20 protein-coding genes and 2 pseudogenes are annotated in these 15,110 nt (G+C 57.5%); 6 read left to right on the forward strand and 16 right to left on the reverse strand.

All coding sequences use genetic code 11. From position 1 onward, the window contains the following. Positions 1-25: 25 nt before the first annotated feature. Positions 26-1,833, forward strand: a pseudogene (locus P186_RS01275) (aldehyde ferredoxin oxidoreductase family protein). Here the strand turns inward: P186_RS01275 and P186_RS01280 are convergent. Further along, the gene (locus P186_RS01280; protein WP_014287565.1) at positions 1,813-3,027 is read right to left on the reverse strand and encodes a DegT/DnrJ/EryC1/StrS family aminotransferase; all 1,215 of its coding nucleotides are present in this window, start codon (positions 3,025-3,027) and stop codon (positions 1,813-1,815) included. The pseudogene P186_RS01275 and the gene P186_RS01280 sit on opposite strands and share 21 nt — an antisense overlap. Positions 3,028-3,056: 29 nt before the next feature. Between P186_RS01280 and P186_RS01285 the strand changes: the two genes are divergently transcribed. Next, positions 3,057-3,494, forward strand: a complete 438-nt coding sequence (locus tag P186_RS01285; protein ID WP_014287566.1) for a hypothetical protein — start codon at positions 3,057-3,059, stop codon at positions 3,492-3,494. On the opposite strand, the gene P186_RS01290 is transcribed toward P186_RS01285, so the two are convergent. After that, positions 3,491-3,877: a metal-sulfur cluster assembly factor gene (locus P186_RS01290; RefSeq protein WP_014287567.1), complete on the reverse strand. Its 387-nt coding sequence runs from the start codon at positions 3,875-3,877 to the stop codon at positions 3,491-3,493. The genes P186_RS01285 and P186_RS01290 overlap by 4 nt on opposite strands. An 81-nt stretch (positions 3,878-3,958) precedes the next feature. Here P186_RS01290 and P186_RS01295 point away from each other — a divergent pair, with 81 nt between their 5' ends. Continuing rightward, positions 3,959-4,171, forward strand: a complete 213-nt coding sequence (locus P186_RS01295; RefSeq protein ID WP_014287568.1) for a sulfurtransferase TusA family protein — start codon at positions 3,959-3,961, stop codon at positions 4,169-4,171. On the opposite strand, the gene P186_RS01300 is transcribed toward P186_RS01295, so the two are convergent. The 3 genes from P186_RS01300 to P186_RS01310 are packed head-to-tail and all read right to left on the reverse strand — an operon-like array spanning position 4,172 to position 5,113. Continuing rightward, the gene (locus tag P186_RS01300; protein WP_014287569.1) at positions 4,172-4,390 is read right to left on the reverse strand and encodes a hypothetical protein; all 219 of its coding nucleotides are present in this window, start codon (positions 4,388-4,390) and stop codon (positions 4,172-4,174) included. A 1-nt stretch (position 4,391) separates the two neighbouring features. After that, the gene (locus tag P186_RS01305; RefSeq protein ID WP_014287570.1) at positions 4,392-4,901 is read right to left on the reverse strand and encodes a hypothetical protein; all 510 of its coding nucleotides are present in this window, start codon (positions 4,899-4,901) and stop codon (positions 4,392-4,394) included. Beyond that, on the reverse strand, positions 4,901-5,113 hold the full coding sequence (locus P186_RS01310) for a hypothetical protein (RefSeq protein WP_014287571.1): 213 nt from the start codon (positions 5,111-5,113) through the stop codon (positions 4,901-4,903). Before P186_RS01310 ends, P186_RS01305 begins: the two co-directional genes overlap by 1 nt. 47 nt (positions 5,114-5,160) lie before the next feature. Here P186_RS01310 and P186_RS01315 point away from each other — a divergent pair, with 47 nt between their 5' ends. Further along, positions 5,161-5,703 (forward strand): flavin reductase family protein, encoded by a 543-nt coding sequence (locus P186_RS01315; RefSeq protein ID WP_148682586.1) that lies wholly within the window; start codon positions 5,161-5,163, stop codon positions 5,701-5,703. A 117-nt stretch (positions 5,704-5,820) separates the two neighbouring features. On the opposite strand, the pseudogene P186_RS14615 reads toward P186_RS01315, so the two are convergent. Continuing rightward, positions 5,821-7,014: pseudogene (locus P186_RS14615) on the reverse strand (hypothetical protein); the annotation flags it as partial. Here P186_RS14615 and P186_RS01325 point away from each other — a divergent pair. Further along, positions 6,908-7,459 (forward strand): YbhB/YbcL family Raf kinase inhibitor-like protein, encoded by a 552-nt coding sequence (locus P186_RS01325; RefSeq protein ID WP_014287573.1) that lies wholly within the window; start codon positions 6,908-6,910, stop codon positions 7,457-7,459. The pseudogene P186_RS14615 and the gene P186_RS01325 overlap by 107 nt on opposite strands. Before the next feature lie 169 nt (positions 7,460-7,628). Here P186_RS01325 and P186_RS01330 read toward each other — a convergent pair whose 3' ends face one another. From P186_RS01330 to P186_RS01350, 5 genes are all read right to left on the reverse strand, one after another. Continuing rightward, entirely contained in the window at positions 7,629-7,871 is a 243-nt protein-coding gene (locus P186_RS01330) for a hypothetical protein (RefSeq protein ID WP_014287575.1), read from the reverse strand. A gap of 9 nt (positions 7,872-7,880) precedes the next feature. Continuing rightward, on the reverse strand, positions 7,881-8,261 hold the full coding sequence (locus tag P186_RS01335; protein WP_014287576.1) for a hypothetical protein: 381 nt from the start codon (positions 8,259-8,261) through the stop codon (positions 7,881-7,883). Positions 8,262-8,567: 306 nt separating this feature from the next. Continuing rightward, a complete protein-coding gene (locus tag P186_RS01340) occupies positions 8,568-8,831 on the reverse strand; it encodes a hypothetical protein (protein WP_014287578.1) in 264 nt (87 codons plus the stop codon). Beyond that, complete coding sequence (locus tag P186_RS14520) at positions 8,828-8,950, reverse strand: hypothetical protein (protein WP_014287579.1); 123 nt, start codon at positions 8,948-8,950, stop codon at positions 8,828-8,830. Before P186_RS14520 ends, P186_RS01340 begins: the two co-directional genes overlap by 4 nt. 400 nt (positions 8,951-9,350) lie before the next feature. Then, entirely contained in the window at positions 9,351-9,593 is a 243-nt protein-coding gene (locus tag P186_RS01350; protein WP_237179436.1) for a hypothetical protein, read from the reverse strand. 38 nt (positions 9,594-9,631) lie between these two features. On the opposite strand from P186_RS01350, the gene P186_RS01355 reads away from it, so the two are divergent. Continuing rightward, a complete protein-coding gene (locus P186_RS01355; RefSeq protein ID WP_014287582.1) occupies positions 9,632-9,859 on the forward strand; it encodes a hypothetical protein in 228 nt (75 codons plus the stop codon). An 8-nt stretch (positions 9,860-9,867) separates the two neighbouring features. Here the strand turns inward: P186_RS01355 and P186_RS13725 are convergent, their stop codons facing one another. The 5 genes from P186_RS13725 to P186_RS01370 form a co-directional block, all read right to left on the reverse strand. Further along, the gene (locus P186_RS13725) at positions 9,868-10,023 is read right to left on the reverse strand and encodes a hypothetical protein (protein WP_014287583.1); all 156 of its coding nucleotides are present in this window, start codon (positions 10,021-10,023) and stop codon (positions 9,868-9,870) included. 85 nt (positions 10,024-10,108) lie between these two features. Continuing rightward, positions 10,109-10,273, reverse strand: coding sequence for a hypothetical protein (locus P186_RS13730; protein ID WP_014287584.1), 165 nt, complete (start codon positions 10,271-10,273; stop codon positions 10,109-10,111). Between the two features lie 172 nt (positions 10,274-10,445). Continuing rightward, positions 10,446-10,766 (reverse strand): hypothetical protein, encoded by a 321-nt coding sequence (locus tag P186_RS01360; RefSeq protein ID WP_148682588.1) that lies wholly within the window; start codon positions 10,764-10,766, stop codon positions 10,446-10,448. Positions 10,767-10,768: 2 nt separating this feature from the next. Further along, on the reverse strand, positions 10,769-13,507 hold the full coding sequence (locus P186_RS01365) for a DUF499 domain-containing protein (protein ID WP_014287586.1): 2,739 nt from the start codon (positions 13,505-13,507) through the stop codon (positions 10,769-10,771). Continuing rightward, positions 13,504-14,739 carry a hypothetical protein gene (locus P186_RS01370; protein ID WP_148682589.1) on the reverse strand — a complete coding sequence of 412 codons (1,236 nt, stop codon included), beginning with the start codon at positions 14,737-14,739 and terminating at the stop codon, positions 13,504-13,506. Before P186_RS01370 ends, P186_RS01365 begins: the two co-directional genes overlap by 4 nt. Between the last annotated feature and the right edge of the window lie 371 nt (positions 14,740-15,110).

Raw genomic sequence — 15,110 nt, forward strand, 5'->3', positions numbered from 1 at the left:
TATATTTTACAGAAGTTTACTGGTAGTGCAGTCAGTTAGAGGGTTGGCAGTTGACCTATCGAAAAGAGCGGCGAATCCTCTCGAAGACGTCGGTAGGGCGGCTAGGCTGTTTGGGGGCGGCCGGGGGGTGGCTACTTACTACTTCTGGAGGTTTGGGGGCCACCTGGCCGATCCCCTGTCTGGGGATAATCCGCTCATCTTCGCGGCGGGGCCTCTTACTGGGACCGGCGTCCCTATGTCGGGGAGGGCCGCCGCGGTTTTCCGGTCGCCGCTGACGGGGATTCTCGGGGCTTCTAATCTGGGTGGTAAGCTGGGCCCGGTTATGCGCTTCGCGGGGGTTGATGTGCTGGTGGTGCTGGGCAGGGCCGTGAGGCCGACTTATCTCGTTGTGCAGGAGGGCCGCGTCGAGTTTAGAGACGCGTCGCACCTCTGGGGGATGGATGCTATTGAGACTGAGGAGGTGTTGCTTAGGGAGCACGGGCGCAACGCCGCCGTCCTCGCCATAGGCCCGGCGGGGGAGAACCTTGTGAGGTTCGCCTCTATTAATCACGATATGTGGAGGCAGTTTGGGAGGACTGGCGGGGGCGCGGTGATGGGGGCTAAGAAGCTGAAGGCGGTGATCTTCGTGCCGGAGAAGAGGCAGGTGGACGTGGCTATGCCGGAGAAGCTCAGCGACTTTCTCAGGAGGTTTACGCCCTACTTCGTGGGGGAGAAGAGCGTAAAGGCGCTCTTCGAGGGAGGCACGGTGCGCCTCGTGGAGATTGCCAATCAGATGGGGTTCTTCCCGGCTTACAACTGGCAAAGGGTGTCTCTAGACGGCTGGGAGTCCGTCGCGTGGCCTGCCTTTAAGAAGGGATACTTCGTGAAGCCTGCGGCGTGTATGCACTGCCCAGCGGCTTGCCACCGCCTCGTGAGGTCGAGGAAATACGGGATGGATGTGGATATTGAGTACGAGACCATATTCGCGCTGGGGGGCCTCACGGGTTGCGCCGACCCCGACGAGCTTATTAAGCTAAATGACTTGGCTGATAGGCTGGGGATGGACACCATCTCGCTGGGGGGCGTGGTCGCGTTCGCCATCGAGGCGGCGAAGCTGGGTAGGCTGAATATGGTGGTTGACTGGGGGTTGCGGGGGGCTTGGCGAGGCTTGTGGAGGACATTGCCTACCGGAGGGGGGTGGGGGATCTGCTCGCCGAGGGGGTTAGGGAGGCGGCGAGGAGGCTGGGGCTTGAGCACGTCGCTGTGCATGTGCGGGGGCTCGAGCCGGCTGGCTACGACCCGAGGGTTTTGAAGGGGATGGCGCTTAACTACGCCGTTGGGTACCGGGGCGCCGACCACCTGGCCACTATGGCTTATGCACTGGACATCGGAGGCTACGCCGGCGGGCCTCAGAGCCTCGGCGAGGAGAAGGTGAGGGCCGTGGCGTATATGGAGGAGGTCTCTGCGCTGTTCGACTCGCTTGTGTTGTGTAAATTCGGCAGGGGGGTGTACGACATGTATCCAGGCGGCAGGGGCTTTGACACAATAGCCGAGCTCCTTACCTACGTCACCGGGGAGTCGTGGACGGGGGCCTCGGCGCGTGAGGCGGCGGTTAGGATAGTGAACATGACGCGCCTCCTAAATCTCCAAATGGGGGCGGGCCCCGACTCCCTCCCCGAGAGGTTTTTCAAACCGGTGCGGTTCGAGGACAAGGAGTACGTGCTGACCCGCGAGGAGCTGGAAAACGCGCTCAAGATCTACTACGGGCTGAGGGGGTGGGACGGCGAGGGGAGGCCTCTGCCCGAGACGTTGCGGAGGCTACAACTAGACTTCTTAACGCCGCAGGGCGTTTAGCACCTTTTTCACTGCCGCGGCCGTGTCCACGGCGTCTTGCTCCGTGAGGTTTGGCATGACTAGCAGGGTGACTACCCGCTCCGCGGCCCACTCGGCGTTGGGGAGGGGCTTGTACTCCACCCTGCGCCTGTAGTATGGACACGTCCAGGGGCAGCCGAGGCCGTGGCCCTCCTGTCTCTGGAAGAGGGGGGTTCTGTAGAGGGGGGTTGGGTAGGCCACGAAGACGTTCCCCACGCCCTCCGCCCTCAGCGCCTCGACGATGTAGTCCCTGGGCCTCCTCAGCTTCTCCACGGCGACGAGGATCTGGACGAGGTGCCAGGAGTGCTTCATGTAGGGCCTCGGCTTGGGTATTGTGACTAGGTCGCCCTCCAGCGGCGCCAGCTCCTCAAGCAGAGTCTTGACGTAGGCCTCCCTCCGCCTCTGCATCTCCGGCAGTTGCTTAAGCTGGTAATACGCCAGCACGCCCTGTATCTCCGTCATGCGGTAGTTGTAGCCCAGCATCTCGTAGCTGTACTTCCCCACCTCGCCGTGTGCCCTTATGAGGCGGGCCCTCTCGGCGTAGGCCGCCGTGTCCGTGGCGACGGCGCCCCCCTCGCCCGAGGTTATGTGCTTCGTGGCGTATAGGCTGAAGGTGGAGATGTGGCCTATGGAGCCGGCCCTCCTCCCCCTGTACTCCGCGCCGAGGGCCTGGGCCACGTCCTCCACGATCTTGACCCCGTGCCTCTCGGCAAGCTTCATGAACTGGTCCATCTCGGCGGGCATGCCGGCTAGGTGCACCACCACCACGGCCTTGGTCTTGTCCGTAATCCTCTCCTCGACGGAGGCCGGGTCTAGGTTCAGCGTCTCTCTGTCGATGTCTGCAAATATGGGCACGGCGTTTGCGTGGAGGACGGCGGTCGCCGACGCGGCGAAGGTGAAAGGCGTCGTTATCACCTCGTCCCCCGGCCCCACCCCCACGGCTTTCAGCGCGGTGTGGAGAGCCGTCGTGCCGTTTGAAACGGCGAGGACGTGCCTCACGCCCAGGTAGGAGGCCAGCTCCGACTCGAAGGCCTTTACCCACCTGCCGTGCTGCGCCGTCAAGACCCCGGACTTCAGCACCTCGGCAATAGCCTGGAGGACCTCGTCGCTGTACACCACGGGCCTGGCCACGATTGGCGTCTCCCTCACCGGCTTGCCGCCCTCTATGGCGAGCATAGGTTTTAAAGTAGAGACATATTAAAGCTGTGAGGTGGCTCTACCTCACATATGTGGTGTACTGGTCCGCCTTCCTCATTGCGCTTCTGCTAACCGCCGCGGGGCACCCGCCAATAAGGCCGGAGGCGGTGGCCCAGGCGATAAACGAAACCTCGTCGCTACCCTACGAGCAGAGGTTCGCCCAAGCCGCGGCGGACTTCGCCATAGTCGCCGCCTTGTCCTACCCCGCGCTTCTATACGCCGCCACTGTATACGGCGCGGCGACAGCCGCGGCGGCCGCCGCCCTCGGGGCCGCACAGGCGCTTCTCCACGCCGCGGTCTACCACGTGGCGCTCCTCTTCATGGAAGAGGCGGCTAGGTGGCACCCGCTGGCGCAGAAGCTAGGAAAGAGGAGGAAGGTGGAGTGGGGGCGGTATATACTGTGGGTAGCCGCCTCGATTTCCCTCGCCGGGGTCCTGTCTCTCTAGGCCTGTTGCGCGGCTAGGTACTGCTCGACGATGTCGTAGCCGTAGATCGCCTTGAACATCTCCCTGCCGCGCGGCGTCATCTGCGTCGGGTCCCAGGGCCTTTCGAAATCAACCTCCACCTCCACGTCCTGGGCCTCGGGCACCGCCGACTGAATCGCGTAGCCCACCTCCTGCGCCACGCTACCGGCGACGGGGCAACCCACAGCGGTCAGGGTCATGACAACCTTCAAGACGCCGTTCTCCAGCACCACCTTCCTAATCAGCCCCAGGTCGTAGACGTTTATCGGGATCTCCGGGTCGAAAACCTCTCTAAGCACCTCCACCACCTTCTTAGCCTTATCCGGCGGGAGATTTGTCTCAAATATAGGCTTCTCGTCTTCCATGGTCAACTTGTCGAATTACAGTTAAAAACGTTAAGGGGGGCCTAGCTGGTTAACTTTAATAAACAGAACGTAGAGGCGGGCGTGGAGGTGATTGATGTAAGCGGACAGCAGTGCCCCGACCCCCTCAAAACCGTGGCGTCTGCGCTGGCCAACGCCCCGGCGGGTGCCAGGTACAGGATAGTGACTGACGACTACATGTGCTACATGATGCTCAGGAGGCTCATGGCCCTCAACGACGTGAAAATTCTAGAAGCCGAGGAGGGCGGGCCCTACGTGCTGGTAGTAGAGAAGTAGCTAGACCAGGGGTATCCCCGCCTCCCTCGCCTTTTCTAAAAACTCCTCAACCCCGAGCCCGGCCAGCCTCGCCGCGGTTCTGAAGTCCCCAGTCTCCACGTAGTAGACAAGGGCGTGCCTCAGCCTCGGCGGCAGTTTGTTTATGAAGTCCCAGTTGGCCTCCCTCCTCCTAATCTGCCTGGCCTCCTCTATAAACGCCAGCCAGAACTCCCTCTCCACGCTACTCAACGCCCAGCCTTCTTAAATCTCTTTTGGCGAAGCGGTGGCCCGTCTCCGCCTGGTACCTCTCTATCTCTTCCCTTAGGCTAATTACGCCGCGTTGCGCGAGGGCGTGGAGCACGTCTACGGCGCGCATCACCCTAACGCCGCTAAGCTCTTGAACAAAGCTGGGGGCCATCGCGGCCCCTCCATTTTCCGTAAGCACCGTGTATCCAAACCTAACCCCCGCCGCCAGGCAGACGGCCTCCGGCAAGTCCACGCCTCTCATGGGGAGGGCGCGGGACAGCGATACGACACGCCTAGCGTACGTAACCAACTCTTCTGTTTCTGTGAAAAGCGCCATTTTGCCCGAGGCGAGGCCCTCTGTAATCCACGCCAGCGTGTTCTCGCTGAAAATCTCGGCGAGTACAGACTCAGGAATGTTTACCACCGTAAAGAGGGTGTACAGAAGATTGCGCCTGCTGTAACGCGCCCAGTCTATCAGAAAGGAGGTATCGGCTATTGCCTCCATTACACAGTAGGTATCTTGGCCCTCCTCCTCAGCCCGTCGAATTGCTCCACCCTCATGCCGGCTATCCGCGACGCCACGTATATATCGCCAGTCTCGACGTAGTAGATAAGGGCGTATTTAAGCTTAGGCGGTTGCCTATTTATAAAATCCCAGTCGGCCTCCCTCCTCCTAATCTCCCGGGCTTCCTTGAGGAGCTCCAGCCACTCTGCCACGCACTCCCGGGGGCGTAGTGTTATAAACCTTTGCCCACGCTCCAGACATGTACGAGGGGAAGTTCTACCGCCTCCTCCACCCGAGGCCCACCGTTATCATCGCGTCGAGATGCCCCAACGGCCGCGTAAACCTCATGCCGGCCTCCTGGAACACCCCCGTCTCAGAAGAGCCGCCCACGATCGCCGTGGCCGTGGAGAGGGAGGCGTATACACACCAGTGCCTCCAGCACCACAGATACGCCACCCTCAACGTACTCCCCATAGACGCCGCCGACTTGATATACAAACTCGGCACCGTAAGCGGCAGAGATGTGGACAAGGCGTCGCAGTTCGGGGTAAAGCTGGAGCCCTCCACAAAGGTAGACGTGCCGAGAGTCGCCGGCGCCCTGGCGGTCTACGAGGTGGAGGTGTACAAAGAGGTGGAGGTGGGCGAGGTGACGCTCTACATCTTCCACGTCTTAGAGACCTGGGCCGCCCCGGGCGCGGCCGACCAGTGGGGATTCGACTTTAAAAAGGTCAACATCCCCCTCCACGGCGCGGGGAGGGCCTTCTACCGCGTCGACCCCAAGCCCGTCTTCGCCAAGAAGTAGCCTAACCGCCCGCACATACGGCGGCGGCTTCGCGTCGCCCACCAAGATAAACACCACGTCTCTAAACACGGCCCTGGCCTCCCTAACCACAAAAGGATTCACCCTATCGTCCTCCCCGTCGGTAACAACGACGAGCGTGTAGCCCCTCAGCCCCCGCGCCCTGGCGTCGCCAACGGCGGCCTCCACGGCTCTAGTGATGTCGGTGCCGCCGCCGGCAACCACTTTGGTGAGCACATCGACAAGCCTCTCCACATCGCCCACAGGCTCGTACACATCCGCGTCGAAGAAGCGGACAACAACATTTCTAAACCTCCTCAACACCGCTATGACATATGCCGTTGCCACAGCTATCCTCTCCACCCCTTTCACGGCGCCGTACATAGATCCCGACTTATCCACCAGGAGATAGACCCCCCTGTCCCCGCCCCACCTGGCGCGGAGGACGGGCAACTCGGCCGACGCCGCCTTGTGGAGAAAGAGGAGGGGGGCCCCCACCGACAGCGCCTTGGCGAACAGCGTGGCTCTCCTAACCCTCTCCAACGAGCCGTGCGACCTCTCCGCCTCGAAGCCAGACGCGCCGCGGCCCTCAAGAAACGCCCCGAGCCTAGGGGCCAGCCGAAGCGCCTTGGCCAGAACCCCGGCGAGCCTCAGCCTCCGGGGATCCGAGGCTACCGACAGGGCGAGCGCCGCCGGGTCCCCAGACCTGCCCCTCCCCAGCACCTCCCCGAGCTTCTTAAACACGCGGTGGAGCTCCTCCACGTCCGCGGGGTCGCCCAGGTGCCTCCTGATGTGCCGCATGGCCTCCACCCACGCCTCGCGCCTCCCCCTGCCGAACCACGCGCGCCCCCCGGCGTCGAGGTAGCGCAGATACCCCTCGAAAGCCCTCAAAAGCCTAACCGCCGCCTCCATAGACGCCCTGTGGCTCAGCCTACACACCCGCGCCACCGCCTCGTAGTACGGCGACTTGACGTAGTCAAGCACAAACCTCCTCCACACAGCGCTGGCCGACCTCCCGCCGAAGATAGGCGTCCGGTAGTGAATGTAGTACGCGTCGGCCGCCTCCTCGACGCCCACCGACTTAACCCCAGCCGCCCTCAAAACCCTGAAGGCCCTAGCCCTGACAAGCGCATCCCCGTAGTCCACATTCAAGAGGAGACCCACGTTACCTACTACAGCTATAAAAACCTCAGCTCCCCACCACATAATGAAAAGACGCGTCGTACTGATCGGCGCCGCCCTGGCGCTGTTGATAGCCGCGGCTATATACCTCGCCCCACGCCCGGCGACACAGCCGCCCCTCAAGATATACATAGAGTCGCCGGCCTTCGCCAACGGCACCCGGATACCCCCACAGTACACATGCGACGGCGCCGACGCCTCCCCGCCGCTGAGGTGGAGCGGCGTGCCGCCAGGCGCCAAGTCGCTGATGATAGTAGTGGTAGACCCAGACGCCCCCCGCGGACCCTTCACACACTGGGTAATCTACAACATAGACCCAAACACCACCGAACTACCCCCAAACCTGGAGAAGACCCCAACCACCAGATACGGACACCAAGCCATGAACGACTTCGGAAAAGTCGGCTACGGCGGCCCCTGCCCACCCCCAGGCCCCCCACATAGATACATATTCACAATATACGCCCTAGACACCAAGCTAAGAACGCCCCCCGGCTCCCCACACCAAGACGTAATCAGAGAAGCCACCCCACACATAATAGCCGCCGGACAACTAGTAGGACTCTACAGAAGGTAGCTCCAACCCCACAGCCACAAAACCAAGACACATGGCCGCCACGCCCCCCAACCACCGACACCTCCGGCTAAACACGCCTAGATACATTAAAACACAGACCATTGGTGCCGCCGCCGGGATTTGAACCCTGTTCCGAACCCCCCGTAGGGGGCTCGTCGGGACGACCCGGTTATGAGCCGTACGCGGGGCTGGGCCCCAGAGCGCTCTTCCAGGCTGAGAAAGCTACGTTGCTGACTCCCGTCTCCGTACACCAGTAGCGCTCGGCGTGTGTGAGCTTGCGTATAGCCAGACCCCCCACATCCAGCCCCGCCCGGCGCTTTTCCTCACCCGGCGGGTCTCCCATGCCTTTTGTAAATTTCAACCCGCCGCTCATGCCCGGCGTCTCCCAGCCACTTCTCGGCGCCTGCGGCATTACATATCCTTACGTACTGGGGGGTTTAGCTCTCCTCTCCCCTCTCCTCTTGACTCCCAGCTTCCCCTCTCCCTCCACCACCGCCTTGTACATCAAGACGGCGGCTTTTAGAGAGGGGAGTTGGCTGGTTGGTATCAGCCAGCCGCTGGCCAGCTTCACCACACCCACCACCAAGCCCCTGTCCACGGCCCACTTCACCGCGCCGTGTATCGTATCTATGCATGAACCGCTACCACCACAGATTTCATACTCCACCCTAAACGCCGACCCCCTAGGCGCAATAGAGGAGAGCCACTCCACAAAAGCCTCTAGGTAGAGGCCGTAGCGCTGAGGCTTGGGAAGACCCCGCGCCCTGTTTATTTTAGCCACTGCCTTTATAAACCCGGCCATGACCTGAAGAAACTCTGGAATTTATAAACTTTTTCTTGAAAGCGTTAAAAATATCAGTTGATATTATGTACAGTTTGACAAATATCTAAAGGTTTTGGAAAAATCAACGGCGAAAAACCTGTTGTTGCAAATCTGCCTCCGGCAACACGGCCTTTAGATACGCCTCTTCTACCTAGCGAACGGCCACCCGCCGCGCCCCGCAACGCGGGTCCAACTAAAGCCGCTTTTTTCACCGCGGTTGCCCCACTCCTCTGGGCACCGCAACCCGCGTCTGAATAAGCCATCTCGGTGGAGGCGCCGCGTTTCTCAGCTCTTCTCCACGGAGCCCCATCCCAGCGCGTCTCTTACGGCCACGCCGCCGGCCCCCTCCTCCACAGTCAACACAATGTAACACCTCTCTGAGATTAGGTGGATGTCCCTCCCATTTACGTAGGCCTCTCCCCCCAGCGCCTTCTTCAATACAAGCGCCAGCTCAGCCGCGCCCCCCACGTCGGCGACGATAACGCCGCCGCAGACCCACCTACACCCCTCGACGCACCTCTTCAACTCAGCAACAGACAGCACCCTCATACCCCACCCCCACGCCACACCCACAGCACACACCCAGCCGCCGCGGCCCCGCCTTGCGGGGCACCCGCCTTGGGAAAAACACTGGTTTTACCCACCCCCCTGCTTTTTGCCCAGCCCATGCCCACCCATGCAGGGGGCTTTAAAAACCTGTTGCAAAACCTACAAATATATACGGCGTACATATGTACAAATTCTATAGACAACCGTGATTTATTGAAAAACAGAAAGTCGGCAGAGGCCAGCCAAAGCCCCTTCATGTAGCAGAACTTGACGCGGCGGCTTGGTTATTCCAGCGCCGCGCCGACCGCTAAAACAGCTCGGGAAATCCCAACAGTACATAGGGCCCCAGGTCAAATCAAACACCTCCTTCACCGGCCGAAGAGTTGGAGTTGACTAGGTATGTTAGGTATGCGGTGGAGTCATGGCCCCACCCCTCAGTCTTCTAGCTACGGATCCTCCTCTCGGCGCCGGGGCGGCTTTACGTGTTTGTCTCTTCAGCTCTCGGCGTGACGCCGGCTGTTAGTTTAGTCCTTCTAGACAGCGCGCCTCGGTTTGGTGTTGGTAGTATTGGTAAAGCGCGTGGGGGGTTGGCAACAGCTTGGCGGCGCCTCCCCCGGCGCAGAAGATCTCAACTACGCCGTCCCAGAGGCAGGCTCTGGAGGCGCGGCACCCGGCCTCACCGGCCTTAGCCAAGGCGCATTCCAGTAGAGAAAGGCCGCCGCAGTCCACCTCTACAAACTCATCCATGTAGTAGAGCCACACACCCCCAAACATCTTTAAGTATTAAATATTGAGGGGGTGTGGTGGAGAGAATAGGCCCCTCCGCCTACCGCGTCAAAATAGGCGACAAAACCGCGGAGGTGCACCTCTTCGAGGTAGGCGCCTTCATCGTGCTAGAAGACAAGACAGTGATTGAGTACGACGGGGAGAGGATATACGTCGACGGGAAGCCGACAGAAGACCAGCAGATAAAAGCCCTGGTGGAGGCAACGATAGCGGCAGTTAGGCAATACCCCCACGGCAACTGACAAAGCCTCTACGCCCCTCGTCTAGGCCTCTTGCAACGCCGCGGCGGCTCTCTCCACGACGACTCTAGCCTACTCCGGTCGATGGCGGCTTTTCTAGCCCTCCTCCTAAGCAGATCGATCCAGGAGAGGATCTCGAGGCCGTGTTTTAAAGACGATACAACCAAGATCTTCCTCTTAACTCTGCTGATGGCTACGTTCAGCCGCGCGTAGTTAAGGCGTCGTGTATCTTATCGGCCACCATGGAGTATATCACAACTCCCTCTCCTGGAAGCTGTCCACGGTGGAGGCTCTGAGGTCTATGAGCTCCTCTAGATGCTCTAGACGCTCCACCTCCACCGACGCCATAGGCGATCCCACGCCGAATTCCCTAAGCTTCTGTGAGGCGTCGCCTATCCTCAGGATCCCGCGGGCCACCGGCCTCAACAATCCACGGGTACTTAACCCTCCCCTTCCTCTCCTCGCCATCCTCGATCACCTCCACTCCCCAGCCACCTCCCAAACCGCCATAAAATACTGACAAAGCTCGGAACAATCCTCTCAAGTATACCAAAACTTTGAACAACGTTAAGAGCGGCTGAGTCAAGTCCTACCTAAGTGAGTATAGCTTTTTAAAAGCCGAAACAGCGACTAACCCCTTTCGTCTTATCATAAGCTTCCAATACACAGCTTCAAAGTCGTCAATCTCCTCTCTTAAGACTTTAACAAGGCGATACTTGTCCTCCACGTAGGGGTATATTTTTGCGAAGACGTACGCCTTGGCTACCTGTGGGAGATTACTCCAGTCATCCCTCAACTCAAGAGTTCCGCCAAAGAGCTCATACCACCACTTCACACCCTCTGCGCTAAACGATGCAAGCTTTGTACCCCTCTGCATCAACACAGCCCTGCGACCTACAACTCTCAGCACTATCATGAGCAACTCCTTACGCGTGCCAGTATCTTCACATCGTTGTAAATCTTAGCAAGATTCGCCACCGGTTGCGTTATCTCTTTCTCCTTCACATCAACCTCTAGCGAAACACTAGCCCTACCCCCCTCACTCCCTAAGGTGATTAGATACGACAAAAGCTTCTTTACTGCGGCGAGATCCTTGGCGCTCCATGTAGAAGTGATCCCCTCGTCGCTAAACTCCGCAGAGGCGCTGGCGTCTACCACCTCTACCCCCACGGTGGATAGTTGCTCTATCAACAACTTCACCCTATAGACGTCTTCGCCGCTTATACTCAGGTGGAGTAGAGAGGAGCCCACAGCCTCGCCCAGCGGGACAATTTTCTCTACACACGTAGGCTGCGGCTTTGCTACATCAACAACTTCAACAGGCTTGACGGCCTTTTTTGCCGTCTCGACACGATCAACCACTTCCTTCGGAGGACTCAGTAGGATGGACTGCGCATCTCTAGGATCACACTCAAGCATCTTTAACGCCTTCCTAACGATTTCCGAATCTGGCAGACTCCTCAGCTCTTTCTCAGCTTGCGGCCAGTAATACGTGGTACCGCAACTCAGCACGACTTTACCCTCCTCTGCGAGCCTTTTCAAAACACTATCTATCTCGTCTGGGCTGGTGATGGGGAGGTCGGGATCTCGGTATAAGTCTTCCTTTGCCTCAGATATAAGGACTCTACCAGCATTTCTTAACCTAGGCTCTAGATAGGTCTGGAAGTAAAACTTGTCATTAAGCGACTCGACGAATTTTGCTATATCCTCCAGCGTCCTCTTTATCTGAGCTGATAAAAGCTCCCTAAGCTTAACAGCCGCCTTCTCCCCCCTCTCCAACGGCCCCCCGAGCTCCAGCTCAATCTTCTGGAACAAGACATCCCTTCCATATGGAATAGCAAGACAGTTAAACGATCTATAGAACGTGATGTAGAAGTCAAGAGCCTTCTTCTCACAGAGCGCCTCTAATCTCCTCAACTGATCACCCTGAAACCTCTTCTTAAGCGACTCACATGCCACTAGGTACTTAGCCTGGTCAAGCGGGACCCCGCCGTGTAGAAGCACAACGAAGCTATTCCTATACTTCAGGCGGTCAGCCATACTCACAAGCTCTTCCAAACCTCGATTGCAGTCAACACCGGGGGACCTAGGCGACCATATATAAAGCCGGAACGCCTTCTCGTCCTTAACCTCAGAGGGCGCCGTCAAGACGTCTATGTGGAATCTCCACCACTTGAGAGATCTCTTGAGGCGGTCCACCTCCTCTGCCAGCACCTCAAAAGCCTCGTCGTCCCGCACAGCGTTCTTGCTCTCTTCAAGAACCTTGTTAATATTAGGCTCTGCTTGGAACCAGTACCTATTCCCCTCAGTCTCCATGTACCACAGCCTCTCCAGCAACTCCTCCACCGCCTTGTCAACCGCTTTTGGATCTGTTAATTTCGGCTTGGCGGCTAGCGTCCTGATGTCGGCAAGAGTCGCACCTGTCTTCTTCACGTCGCCGCCAATGAGGGAATACACGTATAGCCCAGCCGCGGCGTAGTAATGCAACTCCCCAAGCCGCCGAGCCTCCGCCAAGTCGTGATCTATTATACCCGCATACGAAGGCCTCCCTACACCTACCGTAAAGAAGTCCTTAAACTCCCTATCCAGCAGATCCAGATCTCCGGGCAAAATAAAGTCGCGGAACTCCTTGACGCCAGACAGCTTTTTATAAGCGGCAAGCGACAAGATATATATCAAGTCACGAGTCCTCTGAAACTCCGGTATCGTCGACGTCCTCTCCCACAAAGTCCTGATAAAAGCTGGGTGAAACGGATAAGCCAGCCTCAGCTCATTAATGCCCACCCACCCGCTATTAAACAACTCACCCCACTTCTTGTAGTAATTGGCGTATTCAGCAGCCGCGGCCTCGGCATCGGCCTCATCAACCCGTCTAAACAGCCTCCTCTTGATAATCTTATAGACCTCCTCAACACTGGCAATAGGCACATGGTCGGTCCCACCCCTTCTAAGCACCTCATACAAATCCGACAGCTTCTTCTTAACCCAATCAGAATAAGGCGCGGAATCATCAGGCATCGACACGACGAGAATATCGCGGTTTCCAAGAGCGTCAGTAAGCCTACGGAAGAAAAGCAGAGTAGCCGACGCCTCCTGATCCCTTTGCTGGGGCCTCCGCGTCTCCAAAAACCTGAAAAACTCACCCAGCTCGTCAACGATAATAACAACAGGCCCCTTGCCCTCAAGAGCTGACTTCAACACATCGGTCTCAGGCACCTCGCGGCCAAGACTCCGGTTAAGACAACGCTCTAGAAACAACCACGGCGGCCACAGATTCTCAGCAGACATATCCACCGCGCACACCGAGGCCTCGGGGACACCATATCGGCTAACAAAACTCCCCACCTCTGTGTTTTCAATACGCCCTAGATCCACCCTGAACAAGTAATACACAGCGGCCAAGATATGCGTCTTACCCCCGCCAAAGCCAGATTTCAAAATCAAAACCGTATCACCACCCCTCCCAGAAACCCTACCCAACACATTTGATAAAACCTTTTGTAAAGTCTCAGTCAAGTGGGTATATTCAAAAAACTTGACAGCGTCGTCGTACGGCGGCGGGGCGTTGCCCCTCAAGATCCTCCACAGAGAAACAGCAACGTCCTCCTTAGTAAAGCGCCCAGCTGCGATCTCCTCCCTCAACTCAATCATACAAACTCTAGAACACCCCTATCTTTAAAGACCGATCTACAAAACATAGCGGCGAAGTTATTGACAGTATTCTTGTCAACACCCCAGTTCTTGTACACAGCCTCAATAAACCTACACACATCCTGCATGGTAAACGGAAAGTTAGCATTCTGCAGATAGCTATTCACCTCCTGACTACCTTTGCTCTTGAATTTGCACAACATGGCGTGAACCACGTCGACGAGGGCATTGGGGAACTTACCAGCGACTTTGCACCTATCGGTAAAATCCACCAGCTCAAACACCTTCTCTTTGGTCTTCTTCCGCTCTCTTATCAGGCCCATTCTCTGAAGCTCTGTGCTGGAGGCAAAGATTTTAGAAAGGAGGTGGAGAGTATCACTATCGAAACCTCCAGGATAGTTGTTAACGACGTATACGTAAAACGCTGTGTACTTATCTGGCGCAGATCCCCCATATAGAAACTCCACTACGGCTTTTGCCGCTATCTCGTCGGCAAAGGTGATTACATTCTCCACCGGGTTCCCCCTAAGAGACTCCAGCCTACCCGCTTGGGTGGCGATTTTAAGCGCCACGCCGTAAGCCGCAATTGTAAGATCCACCCCCCTGTAGCCCTCCCCCCACAGTTCCCTTACCGTCTTCTTAATTTCGCTCTCCATCGACGGCTTCAGCTTCTCCACGTAAGCCACAGACTCCTCCAGACGAGGTTTCGCCACTATGATAAGCGACGAAATAAAAGAGGCCTTACCAACAGCTTGCACGTCTGCCTCTGCAAAGGACTTAATGGGAAAGACGTTCACAACTCTGAAACCCGCCTCTATCAAGGCCTCGAGAATAAAGACCCAAGCCTCTCTCCTAGAGTGGGCGTAATACAGCACAAGTAGCCCATCGTCTTGTAACACTCTTCTGATTTCCTTAAACGCCAACTTTGTGAGATTCCTAAAGTGTTCCTCGCTTCTCCCGCCACCTACACTTAAGTCCTCTGCTGAACGGTCGCGCCACAGCGTCAAGAAAGAGAAGGCCTCTGGATACAGATCTCCCACTACTCTCTTAAGCCATACGTACACAAAGTCGTAAGACTCTGGATACGGTATATTATCGAAATAGGGAGGATCCGTGACGACATACTTAATAGACTTATTGGGAAACGGCAGTCTTAGAGCAGAGCCGAGAACGGCGTCAAGCCTCCCAGCCCCTTCAGTGGCGCTGTGGAGAAAAGCCACGCCATCAATCACGTCATGCAACGCCCCCCACAGCGATCCAGAACTTAACGAAAATGGATTTGTTTCAACATAATCCCAAGACATCCTCAACACCTTATGTGAAAGCGTGTGCCCTACTATTAATTTAGATTTATGCCATGTCGTAAGGAGCGAGTTGTAGTCTGCTTGTTTGGCCACCAGCCACGCTAGGACAGTCTTAATGTCGCCATCATTTAGAGATTTAATTTTCTCCACTAGTTTATTCAGGTAGTAGTGTTGCCTCTTATTGAATAAGTCTCCGAACTTCTTGTATCCATATAGAGGCGGAACGACGTTACGTGGATCGTTCGGCGCTATCAGCTCCTCTATTACATCGGTGTGTGGAACTGCATCGTAGGCCTGTC

Origin of the sequence: Pyrobaculum ferrireducens (genome assembly GCF_000234805.1) — an archaeon.
In the GTDB taxonomy this organism is placed as follows: domain Archaea; phylum Thermoproteota; class Thermoprotei; order Thermoproteales; family Thermoproteaceae; genus Pyrobaculum; species Pyrobaculum ferrireducens.

Bases quoted from the DNA above. Each gene is read 5' to 3' on its own strand.
- P186_RS01280 (WP_014287565.1), bottom strand. From the start codon at position 3,027: ATGCTCGCCATAGAGGGCGGCAAGCCGGTGAGGGAGACGCCAATCGTG.
- P186_RS01290 (WP_014287567.1), bottom strand. From the start codon at position 3,877: ATGGAAGACGAGAAGCCTATATTTGAGACAAATCTCCCGCCGGATAAG.
- P186_RS01305 (WP_014287570.1), bottom strand. From the start codon at position 4,901: ATGGAGGCAATAGCCGATACCTCCTTTCTGATAGACTGGGCGCGTTAC.
- P186_RS01315 (WP_148682586.1), top strand. From the start codon at position 5,161: ATGTACGAGGGGAAGTTCTACCGCCTCCTCCACCCGAGGCCCACCGTT.
- P186_RS01325 (WP_014287573.1), top strand. From the start codon at position 6,908: ATGAAAAGACGCGTCGTACTGATCGGCGCCGCCCTGGCGCTGTTGATA.
- P186_RS01330 (WP_014287575.1), bottom strand. From the start codon at position 7,871: ATGCCGCAGGCGCCGAGAAGTGGCTGGGAGACGCCGGGCATGAGCGGC.
- P186_RS01335 (WP_014287576.1), bottom strand. From the start codon at position 8,261: ATGGCCGGGTTTATAAAGGCAGTGGCTAAAATAAACAGGGCGCGGGGT.
- P186_RS01340 (WP_014287578.1), bottom strand. From the start codon at position 8,831: ATGAGGGTGCTGTCTGTTGCTGAGTTGAAGAGGTGCGTCGAGGGGTGT.
- P186_RS14520 (WP_014287579.1), bottom strand. From the start codon at position 8,950: ATGGGCTGGGCAAAAAGCAGGGGGGTGGGTAAAACCAGTGTTTTTCCC.
- P186_RS01365 (WP_014287586.1), bottom strand. From the start codon at position 13,507: ATGATTGAGTTGAGGGAGGAGATCGCAGCTGGGCGCTTTACTAAGGAG.